This window comes from Streptomyces sp. NBC_00775 (assembly GCF_036347135.1).
Lineage (GTDB): Bacteria > Actinomycetota > Actinomycetes > Streptomycetales > Streptomycetaceae > Streptomyces > Streptomyces lutosisoli.
Genome location: NZ_CP108938.1, coordinates 9,107,166 through 9,119,859, shown reverse-complemented (window position 1 = coordinate 9,119,859; position 12,694 = coordinate 9,107,166). Strand labels below are relative to the sequence as shown.

11 protein-coding genes and 1 riboswitch are annotated in these 12,694 nt (G+C 69.5%); of the genes, 3 read left to right on the top strand and 8 right to left on the bottom strand.

The genetic code is table 11. The annotated features are described in order from the left end of the window. Window positions 1-3 precede the first annotated feature (3 nt). Entirely contained in the window at window positions 4-1,521 is a 1,518-nt protein-coding gene (locus OIC96_RS40505) for a glutamate-cysteine ligase family protein (RefSeq protein ID WP_330303066.1), read from the bottom strand. A gap of 543 nt (window positions 1,522-2,064) precedes the next feature. Here OIC96_RS40505 and OIC96_RS40500 point away from each other — a divergent pair. Further along, window positions 2,065-2,649: a hypothetical protein gene (locus OIC96_RS40500; protein WP_327427131.1), complete on the top strand. Its 585-nt coding sequence runs from the start codon at window positions 2,065-2,067 to the stop codon at window positions 2,647-2,649. 351 nt (window positions 2,650-3,000) lie between these two features. Beyond that, window positions 3,001-3,207, top strand: coding sequence for a DUF5999 family protein (locus OIC96_RS40495; RefSeq protein ID WP_327427132.1), 207 nt, complete (start codon window positions 3,001-3,003; stop codon window positions 3,205-3,207). A 132-nt stretch (window positions 3,208-3,339) separates the two neighbouring features. On the opposite strand, the gene gcvP is transcribed toward OIC96_RS40495, so the two are convergent. Next, entirely contained in the window at window positions 3,340-6,222 is a 2,883-nt protein-coding gene (gcvP, locus tag OIC96_RS40490) for an aminomethyl-transferring glycine dehydrogenase (RefSeq protein WP_330303067.1), read from the bottom strand. Window positions 6,223-6,399: 177 nt separating this feature from the next. Then, window positions 6,400-6,495: riboswitch (glycine riboswitch) on the bottom strand. Between the two features lie 114 nt (window positions 6,496-6,609). On the opposite strand from gcvP, the gene OIC96_RS40485 reads away from it, so the two are divergent. Then, window positions 6,610-6,981, top strand: coding sequence for a PRC-barrel domain-containing protein (locus tag OIC96_RS40485; protein ID WP_330303068.1), 372 nt, complete (start codon window positions 6,610-6,612; stop codon window positions 6,979-6,981). Window positions 6,982-7,096: 115 nt separating this feature from the next. On the opposite strand, the gene OIC96_RS40480 is transcribed toward OIC96_RS40485, so the two are convergent. The 6 genes from OIC96_RS40480 to OIC96_RS40455 all read right to left on the bottom strand — a co-directional run bounded on the left by OIC96_RS40480 (window position 7,097) and on the right by OIC96_RS40455 (window position 12,689). Then, window positions 7,097-8,476, bottom strand: a complete 1,380-nt coding sequence (locus tag OIC96_RS40480) for a DNA polymerase IV (RefSeq protein WP_330303069.1) — start codon at window positions 8,474-8,476, stop codon at window positions 7,097-7,099. A 100-nt stretch (window positions 8,477-8,576) separates the two neighbouring features. Then, a complete protein-coding gene (locus OIC96_RS40475; protein ID WP_330303070.1) occupies window positions 8,577-9,212 on the bottom strand; it encodes a MerR family transcriptional regulator in 636 nt (211 codons plus the stop codon). 218 nt (window positions 9,213-9,430) lie between these two features. Next, on the bottom strand, window positions 9,431-9,904 hold the full coding sequence (locus OIC96_RS40470; protein ID WP_153291781.1) for a bifunctional nuclease family protein: 474 nt from the start codon (window positions 9,902-9,904) through the stop codon (window positions 9,431-9,433). 86 nt (window positions 9,905-9,990) lie between these two features. Beyond that, the gene (ftsR, locus tag OIC96_RS40465) at window positions 9,991-10,746 is read right to left on the bottom strand and encodes a transcriptional regulator FtsR (protein WP_330303071.1); all 756 of its coding nucleotides are present in this window, start codon (window positions 10,744-10,746) and stop codon (window positions 9,991-9,993) included. Window positions 10,747-10,789: 43 nt separating this feature from the next. Beyond that, window positions 10,790-11,749 (bottom strand): FHA domain-containing protein, encoded by a 960-nt coding sequence (locus OIC96_RS40460; protein ID WP_330303072.1) that lies wholly within the window; start codon window positions 11,747-11,749, stop codon window positions 10,790-10,792. 61 nt (window positions 11,750-11,810) lie between these two features. Beyond that, window positions 11,811-12,689, bottom strand: coding sequence for a DUF881 domain-containing protein (locus tag OIC96_RS40455; RefSeq protein WP_330303073.1), 879 nt, complete (start codon window positions 12,687-12,689; stop codon window positions 11,811-11,813). Window positions 12,690-12,694: the final 5 nt, after the last annotated feature.

Genomic DNA, 12,694 nt, shown 5'->3' with positions numbered 1-12,694 from the left:
CGCTCACCCCAGCGGCACCGGCTCCGGCAGTCCCACCGGCCAGGTGTGCACCGGCTCCCCGAGGTGCATCAACTCTCCGTACCGCCTGGTCGTCGCGGCCAGTGCCGTATCCCGCCCGAGCCCCTTCTCCAGGGCCCGGTGGAAGGTGGCCGCCTGCCACGTCGCGCCGTTGACGCGCAGTCGGCACCGGTCCTCGATCACGCCCAGGTACAGGTCCCGGTCGGCGGGCTCGACACCCCATGCGTCCAGCCCGGCGGCGGCCAGCGGCAGCAGCTCGTCGCGGACCAGGTTCACGGCGTCCAGCCGCGTGGTCCCGCCGTACCGCCCGCGCCGCGGCCACTCCAGGCGCGCGTCGATGCCGTGCCGGCAGGCGGCGTCGAAGTTGGCGGCGGCTGCCTCGAAGGACAGCCGGGTCCACACGGGCCGCGCCTCCTCGGCGAGCGCGCGCACGAGCCCGTAGTAGAAGGCCGCGTTGGCGATGACGTCGGTGACGGTGGGGCCCGCGGGCAGCACTCGGTTCTCGACGCGCAGATGCGGGACGCCGTCGGCGATGCCGTACACGGGCCGGTTCCACCGGTACACCGTGCCGTTGTGCAGCACGAGTTCGGCGAGCTTGGGGATGCCCCCCTCGTCGAGGACCGCGAGCGGGTCCTCCTCGTCGCAGATCGGCAGCAGGGGCGGGAAGAAGCGCAGGTTCTCCTCGAAGAGGTCGTACGCCGACGAGATCCACCGCTCGCCGAACCAGGTCCGCGGCCTGACGCCCTGCGCCTGCAACTCGGGCGGCCGGGTGTCGGTGGACTGCTGGAACAGCGGGGGCCGCGACTCGCGCCACAGCTCGTGGCCGAACAGGAACGGCGAGTTGGCACCCACCGCGACCTGCACGGCGGCCACCGCCTGTGCCGCGTTCCACACGTCCGCGAACCGGCCCGGGGTGACCTGGAGATGCAACTGCACGGAGGTACAGGCGGCTTCGGGCGCGATGGACTTCGACGTACAGACGAGGCGTTCCACGCCGTCGATGTCGAGGGCGAATTCCTCGCCGCGGGCGGCCACGATCTGGTCGTTGAGCAGGGTGTAGCGGTCGACGTCCGACAGGTTCGAGGAGACCAGGTCGTCCTGGCCGAGCGTCGGCAGAATGCCGATCATGACGATTCCGGCGTCGACTTCGCTCGCTTTCCGATGGGCATACCCGAGCGAGGTGCGCAGCTCCTCGGCGAGCCGGTCGAATACCCGGCCGCCCAATCGATGGGGGGCTATGTTGACTTCCAGGTTGAACATGGCGAGTTCTGTTTGGAAATCGCGGCTCGCAATCCTTTCGAGAACTTGCGCATTCATCATTCTGGGCATGCCGTCGGGTCCCGCGAGATTCAACTCGATCTCCAGACCCATGAGATTCTTCGGCCGATCGAACCGCTTCTCCTCCAGCAGCCGCTCCAGCCCCGTCAGACACTGCCGGAGCTTTCCGCGGTAGTGCTGGCGATCGGACAGGTCGAACGGCCCTGCCACGACCTTCTCCCCCATCGAAGTGTCCCTCCTCGGATGGGCAGGCCGATGCTCCGGCCCCTGGCGTCCCGGGTCACCGGGGATGATGCCCAGGCAACGCGATCGATAACGCCCTGCGCAAGGGCGCCGCCCGCTACCCTGGATCCGGGTCTGCGGCACATTCACCGGGCAAGGTACATTGCGCAAGTTACCGTCCGAAATGATCTCGTGAAAAACGCCGACGAGAATCGGCCGACCGCTCCGGCGAAGTATTCCGAGGTCATCGCGGCGCCTCCTCCCAGAACCGGGATGAACCTCGCGTTTCACCGACCGAATAGTGCCTTGCTCTTCATATTCGGCGCGGCTAGACGAAACACCGTCTGAACACGTGTCGTATAAACTCCGCAAACGAGGCAGAGAGTTGGCGCTCGCGGTCCTAGGTCCTGTCGTCCAGGCGATGTACGGCAGGCGACACCCTGTCGGCAGATCCAGACCCCCTCGCCCCTCCGACCCCGAGAGCTGACAGCGCCGTCCGCCCCCGCCCTCGCGCCACCATGCCTGTCGAATGAGAGGCGACCCACCATGCCGCTGCACGTACCCCCGGCTCCCGCGCCCGCCCTGCGCTCCGTCCTCACGGCACTCGGTTCCCCCACCGCTGTCCGCGAGGCCCGTACTCCGTCCCTCCGCATGGCCCAGGGACCCGCCACACCCGAACTCCCGTTGCCCGTACACGTCCTGGACCGGATCACCCCCGCGGGCGCCTCCGCCACCCGGCTCGCCGGGTGGCGCTTTCTGATCCGCTGCGGCGACCGCGCGGTGGCCGCGGCCGAAACCATGCTGACCCCCGACGGCTGGGCCTTCTCGCACTTCTTCGAGGGCCCGTACATCACCGCCACCGAACGCGCCCTGCGCCAGGCGGAGAGCATGCAGCAGTCGTACCAGGCACGCCTGCTGTCCGTGCCCGAGCTGTACATGCTCACGCTCTGGCTGCACGGCGACACCGCCGCGGACGGCAGCACCGGCCACCCGGCCGCCACCGACCTCCTGGTACCGCTGGCGCCCGCCCCGCCCGGCATCGCCGCGCACCGCCCACACCGCGTCGCCGAACTGCTGCCCGTCCTCACCCACCGGGTCACGCCGGCCCCGCTGCTGAGCTCCCCCGCGTAAGCGAAAGCAACCGTGCCCCGCCGCCGTTCATTCGGCCGCGGGGCACTTTGCTCGTTAGGGCCGCACCCCGCTCGTACGAGGGGAAACGCGCCCGTCGGCCCGACCGGACTAGCCCCATTCGGCCACGTCAAACCACCCGAAGTGACAGTGCAGTTGGAATGAACCGTCCGCACGGGTGATGCGTCATCAACCTGTGAGAAGCGGTGCCGCTAAATCCCTGCGGATTGACGCCCGTAGGGCAACACTGGGTTCCAGACCACACACCAACGGGGGGCGGCCATGACCACATGGAGCCGCGGGACAGACACCACAGCCATCACTCACCTCTCAACCCAGCGAAAGATCCCATCAATGTGCCAGCACCAGCCACCGTGTCCGTCAGCCGAATCAGCCGACCGGGAGTCCGCCCGCCTTGTGGCGCACCACCCGGAGCAGGGATGGAGCCTGCTGTGCAACGGCGTTCTGCTCTTCGAGGACACCGGTGAGCTCCTGCCCGACGGCCAGATCATCGCCCCGCACCGCCCACGAGGCAGCGAATACGCGATGACGGCCGCCTGAGCCGCACAACCGGGTGGCCACCCAGCCATCCAGACACATGAGGGGCCGGCCCGGAGACGTACTCTCCGAACCGGCCCCGACGCATGTCCGAGGGTGACTACTCCCCGTAGGCGTCCAAGTCCCGAGCGCTGATCAGTCCTCGTAGGCGTCCAGCGGCGGGCAGGAGCAGACCAGGTTGCGGTCGCCGTACGCCTGGTCGATACGGCGCACCGGCGGCCAGTACTTGTCCGCCGAGACTCCGGCCGGGAAGACGGCCTCCTCACGCGTGTACGCGTGCTCCCACTCCCCGCCGAGCGCGGCGGCGGTGTGCGGCGCGCCCCGCAGCGGGTTGTCGTCGGCCGCCCACTCGCCCGAGCCGACCTTCTCGATCTCCGTGCGGATGGCGATCATCGCCTCGCAGAATCGGTCGATCTCGCCGAGGTCCTCGGACTCGGTCGGCTCGATCATCAGCGTGCCGGCCACCGGGAAGGACATCGTCGGCGCGTGGAAGCCGTAGTCGATCAGCCGCTTGGCGATGTCGTCGACGGTGACGCCGGTCGCCTTGGTCAGCGGACGCAGATCGATGATGCACTCGTGCGCGACGAGCCCGCCCGGGCCGGTGTAGAGCACCGGGTAGTGCGGCTCCAGACGCTTGGCGATGTAGTTCGCCGACAGCACCGCCACCTGCGTGGCGCGCTTGAGGCCCTCGCCGCCCATCAGGCGGACGTACGCCCACGAGATCGGCAGGATGCCCGCGGAGCCCCACGGAGCGGCCGAGATCGGGCCGACGCCGGTCTCGGGACCGGCCGCGGGCTGCAGCGGGTGGTTCGGCAGGTACGGCGCCAGGTGCGCGCGCACACCGACCGGGCCGACGCCCGGGCCGCCGCCGCCGTGCGGGATGCAGAACGTCTTGTGCAGGTTGAGGTGCGAGACGTCACCGCCGAAGTGACCCGGCTTGGCGAGGCCCACCAGCGCGTTGAGGTTGGCGCCGTCGACGTAGACCTGGCCGCCCGCCTCGTGCACCTGCGCGCAGATGTCGGCGACATGCTCCTCGAACACACCGTGCGTCGAGGGATACGTGATCATCAGCACCGCCAGCTCGTCGCGGTACTGCTCGATCTTGGCACGCAGGTCCTCGACGTCGATCTCGCCGTCGTCCGCGGTCTTCACGACCACGACCTTCATGCCGGCCATCACGGCGCTCGCGGCGTTCGTGCCATGCGCGGAGGACGGGATCAGGCAGACGGTGCGCTGCTCGTCGCCGTTGGCCCGGTGGTAGCCGCGCACGGCGAGCAGACCGGCCAGTTCGCCCTGCGAACCGGCGTTGGGCTGCAGCGACACGTTGTCGTACCCGGTGACCTCGGCGAGCCGCTCCTCCAGCTCACGGATGAGCGTGAGGTAGCCCTGCGCCTGCTCGGCGGGCACGAAGGGGTGCAGCTGGCCGAACTCGGGCCAGGTGACCGGCTCCATCTCCGTGGTCGCGTTGAGCTTCATCGTGCAGGAGCCCAGCGGAATCATGCCGCGGTCGAGCGCGTAGTCGCGGTCGGAGAGCTTGCGCAGGTAGCGCAGCATCGCGGTCTCGGAGCGGTGCTGGTGGAAGACCGGGTGCGTGAGGTAGTCGTCGCTGCGCAGCAGGGCGGCCGGCAGTGTGTCCTGTGCCGTCGCGTCCAGCGCCTCTACATCACCCTCGACACCGAACGCGGCCCACACGGCGCTCAGTTGCCTGCGCGTGGTGGTCTCGTCGCAGGACATCGCCACATGGTCGGCATCGACGAGGTGCAGGTTGACCCCGCCCTCGCGCGCGGCGGCCACGGCGTCGGCGGCCTTGCCCGGCACCCGTACGGTCAGCGTGTCGAAGTACGCGCCGTGCACGACCTCGACCCCGCCCGCCCGCAGGCCCGCGGCGAGGATCGTGGCGTAGCGGTGCGTACGCCGCGCGATGGTCTTCAGGCCCTCGGGACCGTGGTAGACGGCGTACATACCGGCCATCACGGCGAGCAGCACCTGAGCCGTACAGATGTTGCTGGTCGCCTTCTCGCGGCGGATGTGCTGCTCACGCGTCTGCAGGGCGAGCCGGTACGCCTTGTGCCCGTCCGCGTCGACGGACACACCCACGAGCCGGCCCGGCAGGCTGCGTGCGAACTTCTCGCGCACCGCCATGTATCCGGCGTGCGGCCCGCCGAAGCCCATCGGCACACCGAAGCGCTGCGTCGTACCGACGGCGATGTCGGCGTCGAGCTCGCCCGGCGAGGTGAGCAGGGTCAGAGCGAGCAGATCGGCGGCGACGGTGACGACCGCCCCCAGCGCGTGCGCCTGCTCGACGATCGCCTTGAGGTCGCGTACCGCACCGGAGGCGCCGGGGTACTGGACGAGTACGCCGTTGATCTCGCGCTCGGCGATCCCGGCCGGGATGCCCTCACTGAGGTCCGCGACGACGACCTCGACGCCGGTCGGCTCGGCGCGGGTCTCGATGACGGCGATGGTCTGCGGCAGCGCGTCCGCGTCGACCAGGAAGAGACCCTTCTTGTTCTTGCCCATGCGCCGGGACAGCGCCATCGCCTCGGCGGCGGCGGTGCCCTCGTCGAGCAGCGAGGCACCGGAGGTCGGCAGCCCGGTCAGCTCGGCGACCACGGTCTGGAAGTTGAGCAGCGCCTCGAGACGGCCCTGCGAGATCTCCGGCTGGTACGGCGTGTACGCGGTGTACCAGGCCGGGTTCTCCATGACGTTGCGCAGGATCACCGGCGGCGTGAAGGTGCCGTAGTAACCGAGGCCGATCATCGGGTCGAGCACCTGGTTGCGGTCCGCGAGGGAGCGCAGCTCGGCCAGCACCTCGGCCTCGGTGCGCGCGCCCGGGAGCTTCAGCGCCTCGGCGTTCTTGATGACGTCCGGCACCGCGGTGGCCGTCAGCTCGTCGAGCGAGCCGTATCCGACCTGCGCGAGCATCTTGGCCCGCGCCTCGGAATCGGGCCCGATATGGCGCTGCTCGAAGGGGATTCCCTGTTCGAGCTCGGAGAGCGGAATGCGATGGGCGGTCATTGCGGAGGCCTCCTGGTCTGACGCGACCTTCGAGGGGCACCCCGGCACGGGTACCCCGACGGCCTCCCCCTCTGTCATCTCAACCTGAGAGCTTCACCGGCCCGTCCGCTGACGACCCGGTTTTCACCGTCGGTGAGGGCAGGTGCCATCGACACCCGCCCTGCTTTCCAGAGTGACCTCGTCCGTGCGGTACGTGAGCCTGAGAGATTCCGGGGAGGATTTGCTCCTTCGGCGCCTCCGATGAAGTCTGGAGGACTCTCCCGCACGGGGTCAGCAGCCGCCTGCCAGCCTACCAGCGAGGACAAGACCCAAGCCTTCGAGTGGCCGCCATCCTGAATGTGCTCTTTTGTAGTGCTTACGGATGAGTTGCGACCAAGTGGAGGGACCGTGCAGACCGACATCGATCCGCGCAACCTGATCGGCCGCAAGGCGTTCGACCGCAATGGCACCAAGATCGGCACGATCGACGAGGTCTACCTCGACGACGCGACCGGGGTCCCGGAGTGGGCGGCCATACGCACAGGCCTGTTCAGCAGGGACGCCTTCGTGCCCCTGGAGCCCAGTGAACTCGTCGAGGGTGCCCTGCGCATCCCCTTCGACCGAGCCCTGATCAAGGACGCCCCCGACTTCGGCGTCGGCCGCCACCTCTCCCCCGAACAGGAACTCCAGCTCTACCACCACTACGGCCTGGACGTGGCAGCCCCGCCTCCGCCCCCGGACCGGGATTTCGGCCACTTGGCAGGAACGGACGAGGGGTGATGACACTGCTTGACCCCCGCTTTGGCGCCCCGTAAGGGGCGCGGGGCTCTGACATCATGCGGCTCCGCCGCGTGGGCGCGACCAGCCACAGACAACCCGCACCACCCAACCGACCTCACCCCCCACGGCTATCGCACACGGCCCCCACCACCAACGGCAACGGATCCGCCAACTCCAACGCCGAGTCATCCGTACGGAACGTCCGCACACGCCCCGGCTCGGAGTAAGGCGTCTCGAACCGCACAGTCACCCTGCCCAGCCCACTCCCCTGCACCCACCCATGCCCGAACTCGGCGTGCCGCACGTCATGGCCCGCGGGCCACCGTCGCTCGGCAGGCGGCACATGCTCGGCGCCGGCCACCTCCGACGCCTCCTCCACCTCCTCCTGATCCGCCGATACCCCCGCGGCGGCCTCGGCCTGCGCCCGTGCCTGCGCGAACAGATCCTCCTGCGTGTAATCGGCCAGCCCCGACACACCTACCCCCAGCAACCGCACACCCCCGGTCGTGTCCACCCCCTCCAACAGCCGCGCGGCAGCCTCCCGCACCACCGCCGGATCGTCCGTGGGCCCCCGCAGTGTCTCGGACCGGGTCAGCGTCGAGAAGTCGTACCGCCGAACCTTCAAGACGATGGTCCGCCCGGACAGCCCGGCCCCCCGCAGCCGCCGCACACACCGGTCCGCGAGCCGCTGCACCTCCAGGCCGACCCGCACCCGGTCATGGATGTCCACGTCGTACGTGTCCTCGACCGACACCGACTTGGTCTCCCGCTCGGCCACCACGGGCCGCTCGTCATGCGCCAGCGCCATGGCGTGAAGCCCATGCCCGTGCGCTTTCCCCAGCAGCCGTACGAGCTCGTCCTCGCCCGCCTCGGCGAGCTCCTCCACGGTGGTTATCCCGGCCCGCCGCAGATGGTCCCCGGTCGCGGGCCCCACGCCCGGCAGCGTCCGCACCGACATCGGTCCCAGCAGCGCGCGCTCGGTCCCCGGCTCTATCAGCACCAGCCCGTCGGGCTTGGCCTGCTCCGAGGCGATCTTCGCGAGCATCTTGGAGGCGGCGAGCCCCACCGACCCGGTGAGCCCCGTGACGGCCCGGATGTCCGCGCGCAGCTTCTCCCCGGCCAGCCGTGCCGAGCCCTCGTCCCAGGCCGTCTCACCCGCCTCCAGGTCCACGAAGGCCTCGTCCAGGCTCAACGGCTCCACCAGGGGCGACAGGGCCCGCAGCAGCCCCATCACCTGCTCGCTGACCCCCCGGTACAGCCCGAAGCGCGGCACGAGATACGCGGCGTTCGGCGCGAGCCGGCGGGCCTGGGCCATGGGCATCGCCGAGTGCACTCCGAAGACGCGTGCCTCGTACGAGGCGGTGGCGACGACTCCGCGTGGTCCGAGCCCGCCCACCACGACGGCTTTCCCGCGCAGGCTCGGCTTGGATGCCTGCTCCGCCGAGGCGAAGAAGGCATCCATGTCGAGATGCAGGATCGTGGGCGCGGTTCTCACATGTCCGATGCTGCCCTACGCCACTGACAATGCCCCGGTACGGCCCGCTCCCCTTGGGCCTCGCCCGTACGACAGACTCCCGCGCGGCCCCGCCAGCCCCTCAGACGGCCCGGTTGCGCCGCCGGGCCAGCTCGTCCGTGGGGTTGTGTCCGACGAGCGTCTCGCCCGTGTCCACGCGCTCCCCGTGCAGCTGTGAGAGGGCACTCTCCACGTCCCGCCAGACCACGCCGACGGCGATCCCGAAGATCCCCTGGCCGCCCTGGAGCAGGGCGTGGACGTCGTCGGGGGACGTGCATTCGTAGACCGTCGCACCGTCGCTCATCAGCGTCATCCGCTCCAGGTCCCGGAAGCCGCGCTCCCTGAGGTGCTGGACGGTGGTGCGGATGTTCTGCAGCGAGACCCCGGTGTCGAGGAACCGCTTGACGATCTTCAGGACGACGACGTCCCGGAAGCTGTAGAGACGCTGCGTCCCCGAGCCGTAGGCGGGCCGCACGCTCGGCTCGACCAGACCGGTCCTCGCCCAGTAGTCCAGCTGCCGGTAGGTGATGCCCGCGGCCGCGCACGCCGTGGGACCGCGGTAACCGATCTCCTCGGAAACCGCCCCTCCCTCGCCCGGCACTGCCGTCGGCCGCCGCGGAACGTGATCGGCCGCGCTGCCGTGAAGCGGGTACGGGCCGCTCTCCCCCAGACCGCGTCCGGGGGCACCCCCAGCCGTACCGTCGCCGCTGCTTCTCACGCCGACCTCCGTCCTTGACCTGCCTTCTCGACGGTAGGCAGTCACCAGGGGCGCGTCAACGATCGCCACACTCGGCACGCCGAGTGATAATCACCCTAGGAGTGGTTTCCCGTGCCCCACCGCGGGGAAAGGCTAGCCGAATGCTCTCGGGGCGGACCGCGGCGCACCACACGCGCCGCAGGCAATTGCCGCCCGGAGCTGCCTGACGCTCCAGGGCGTCACTGGCTGTTGGTACCGAAGTCCTCGGGCGAGATCTGGTCGAGGAACTCGCGGAACTTCTCCACCTCGTCCTCCTGCTCGTCCGGGATCGCGATGCCGGCGTCGTCGAGGACTCCGTCGCTGCCGTAGATCGGCGTGCCGGTGCGCAGGGCCAGCGCTATGGCGTCGGAGGGCCGCGCACTCACCTCGATCCCGCTGGCGAACACCAGTTCCGCGTAGAAGACACCCTCACGCAGGTCCGTGATGCGCACTTCGGTGAGCTCCTGACCGACGGCCTCCAGCACGTCCTTGAACAGGTCGTGGGTCAGCGGTCGTGCGGGGGCCATGCCCTGCTGGGCGAAGGCGATCGCCGTCGCCTCCCCCGGTCCGATCCAGATGGGGAGGTAGCGGTCGCCTCCCACTTCACGCAGAAGCACGATCGGTTGGTTGGAGGGCATTTCGACCCGGACACCTACGACATCGAGCTCGTTCACACAGCAACCCTAGGCCGTGCCCGGGACGTTTGGGTAGTCGGGCACAGAACGGGTGGACGATCCACAGCCTGGGCGGGCGCCCCGGGTCAGCGCAGTCGCACGCCCAGCGCGGTCTGCACCAGTGCCGCGTGCAGCTTCACCGTGAGCCCCGCCAGCTCCTTCGTACGGGCCTCCGCGTGCGCCCTGGTCTGCGGGTTGCGGTGACGCCGCAGCGGGGCCACCACCTGGTCCACAAGGCCCGCGTCACGCTCGGCCGCGGCCTTCATCGCACGCAGATGCCGCGGCTCGATCCCGAACCGCCCCAGCTCGACCACGAGCGCGGCGACGGTCACGGCCTCGGCGTCGTACACACCGTCGGGCAGGGCCGCGATCAGCCCGTACGACTCCCACTCCTCGAGCTCCTGCTCACCGATCTCGGCGGCCGCCAGCAGCTCGGCACGGCCCACCCGGGCCGCTGTGGGCGCCTCCGGCTCCCCGAAGAGGTCCCCGAGCGGTTCCCCCTCGCCGGAGTCGCGCTGACGCCCCACGGACGGCAGCCGCACCGGCTCACCGCGCTCCAGGGCCTCCAGATGCTCGCGGATCACCTTCAGCGGCAGATAGTGGTCCCGCTGCATCCTCAGAACGTGGCCGAGGCGCTCGACGTCGTGCGCGCTGAACTTGCGATACCCCGAAGGGGTCCGCTGCGGCTCGATGAGCCCCTCCGACTCCAGGAACCTGATCTTGGAGATGGTGACTTCGGGGAACTCGTCACGCAGCGCGTTCAGCACCACGCCGATGCTCATCAGCCCACTGTCCGCGGCGGCGGTACCGCTGCCGGCACCGCCGCTCGGTGTTTGAAGCATGGACATTCCCTGGGAGTCCCCCCGGACGACGTCTGGGGGAGGGTCAGATGCCCCGCTGGCTCGCGTAGAAGACCAGCCGGTACTTGCCGATCTGCACCTCGTCACCGTTCGACAGAGCGACCTGGTCGATCCGCTCACGGTTGACGTACGTGCCGTTCAGGCTGCCGACGTCGGCGACCGTGAACGAGCCGTCCGCGACACGACGGAACTCCACATGGCGGCGCGACACGGTCACGTCGTCCAGGAAGATGTCGCTCTGCGGATGACGCCCCGCCGTGGTCAGCTCGCCGTCCAGCAGGAAGCGGCTGCCCGAGTTCGGGCCACGGCGCACCACCAGGAGCGCCGAGCCGAGCGGCAGCGCGTCGACGGCCGCCTGCGCCTCCGGGGAGAGCATCGGCGACAGCGTCTGGCCCGTCACCTCGGCGTCATAGGCCTCAAGGCCCGAAATGGAGATCGTGGACGTCGTCTCGGACGGACGCTCCGCCCCGCCTCGCAGCGGCGCACCGCAGTTGGAACAGAAGCGGCTGTTCTCCGCGTTGCGGTTACCGCACCTCGTACACACCAGGGCCGACATGGACGGATCCTCCTGCCGCGGCTGCCCCCCAGGGGCATGGGACGCGTACGGATCGGAGGCGAACCCTCCACCCGTACTTGAGGTTGACGGTTCCCCGAAACCTATGCGGCCGGACTGGGCAGGGTCAACAGACGGCGCGCCCTGACCACCGGGAATGTCACCGACCTGGTCCCGGAACAGCGGGCGGTCGCCGCCCTGGCCCTCCGCGTCTCCATGGCGTGGTGCACGGTGACGGGCAGTCGCATTGTCGGCGCTGCCCTCTCGCGCGCTCTTGCCGAACAACTTCGCAAACAACTTCACGGGCGATTCCCCTTGACCGAAACAGACCCGCCCGTGGGGCAGGACGAACCCTGATTGAACACACCGGTCGACCCGGACATCCTCACAACGTCCGTAACCACCAGACAGTTTCCACCACGCACCACCCATTCGGTGCGCCGACCCCCCGCAACCTCATGCCCTGGCCGGGCGCCCCCCATGCGGCGCCGGCTCACTGGGAGGACGACCGAGCGTAGTCAGGCCGCTTCGCCGGTCGCAAGGCGTCCACAACGATCTTCGTCGAGCGGTCCACCGTGACGGTGGCCTGCTCCTTCTCCAGTGTCTGCACCACGCCTCCGGGGATGTTGAGCGCCGGTTCCAGGTCCTGCGGCTTGCCGATGACCTTGAAACGATAGGGCTGGGTGATCTTGTTCCCGTCCACCTTCACTCCGCTGCCGGAGTCCGTCAGATAGGTACTGGCGACCACGCGTACGCCGTTCACCTGGATCGCCTCCGCGCCGGCCGCGCGCAGCTCCTGGATCGCGTCGAGCAGCATGTCCGCCTTTACCGTCCCCTTCGTGTCGTTGATCGTCAGGGTGATGCCGGGTCCCTGCGCCGCCACGGTGCCCGCCAGAATGCCGAGTTGCTTCTCCTTCTCGACCGTCTGCTTGCGAGCCTCCTCGGCCTGGTTCGAGCTGTTCTCCAGCTCGGTGCGCTGATCTTCGAGACCCTGCTTCTCGTCTTCAAGACGCTGCGTACGGTTGTCGAGTTCATCGAGGATGCGTACGAGATCTTCTTGACGTGCGCCGCGCAGGGCGCTGCCGCTGTCGCTGTTGGACGCGACCTGGACGGCCAGACCGAAACCGAGGCCGAACAGCAGCACGGCGACGATGAGTTGCGCGCGCGTGACACGCGGCGGCCACACGCCCTTGACCAGCCGCTGACGGCCGGTCAGCGTCGGTCCGGTGTCCGCATCGTGCTTCCTTTCCTCGGAATCCGCGCGAGCTGCGGCGGGCACCTCTTCGGGCAGTTCCTTGCGCAGCCGGTTCTCCGGGGTCCCGGAGGGCTGAGGGGTCTCGGAGGGCTGAGGTGTCTCGTCCTCGTTGCTCATCGGCC

Excerpts from the sequence above, each read along its gene's own strand:
- OIC96_RS40460 (WP_330303072.1), bottom strand. The coding sequence starts at position 11,749 with ATGGGTGGTGCGTGGTGGAAACTGTCTGGTGGTTACGGACGTTGTGAG.
- OIC96_RS40505 (WP_330303066.1), bottom strand. The coding sequence starts at position 1,521 with ATGGGGGAGAAGGTCGTGGCAGGGCCGTTCGACCTGTCCGATCGCCAG.
- OIC96_RS40495 (WP_327427132.1), top strand. The coding sequence starts at position 3,001 with ATGTGCCAGCACCAGCCACCGTGTCCGTCAGCCGAATCAGCCGACCGG.
- ftsR (WP_330303071.1), bottom strand. The coding sequence starts at position 10,746 with ATGCTTCAAACACCGAGCGGCGGTGCCGGCAGCGGTACCGCCGCCGCG.
- OIC96_RS40455 (WP_330303073.1), bottom strand. The coding sequence starts at position 12,689 with ATGAGCAACGAGGACGAGACACCTCAGCCCTCCGAGACCCCTCAGCCC.
- gcvP (WP_330303067.1), bottom strand. The coding sequence starts at position 6,222 with ATGACCGCCCATCGCATTCCGCTCTCCGAGCTCGAACAGGGAATCCCC.
- OIC96_RS40500 (WP_327427131.1), top strand. The coding sequence starts at position 2,065 with ATGCCGCTGCACGTACCCCCGGCTCCCGCGCCCGCCCTGCGCTCCGTC.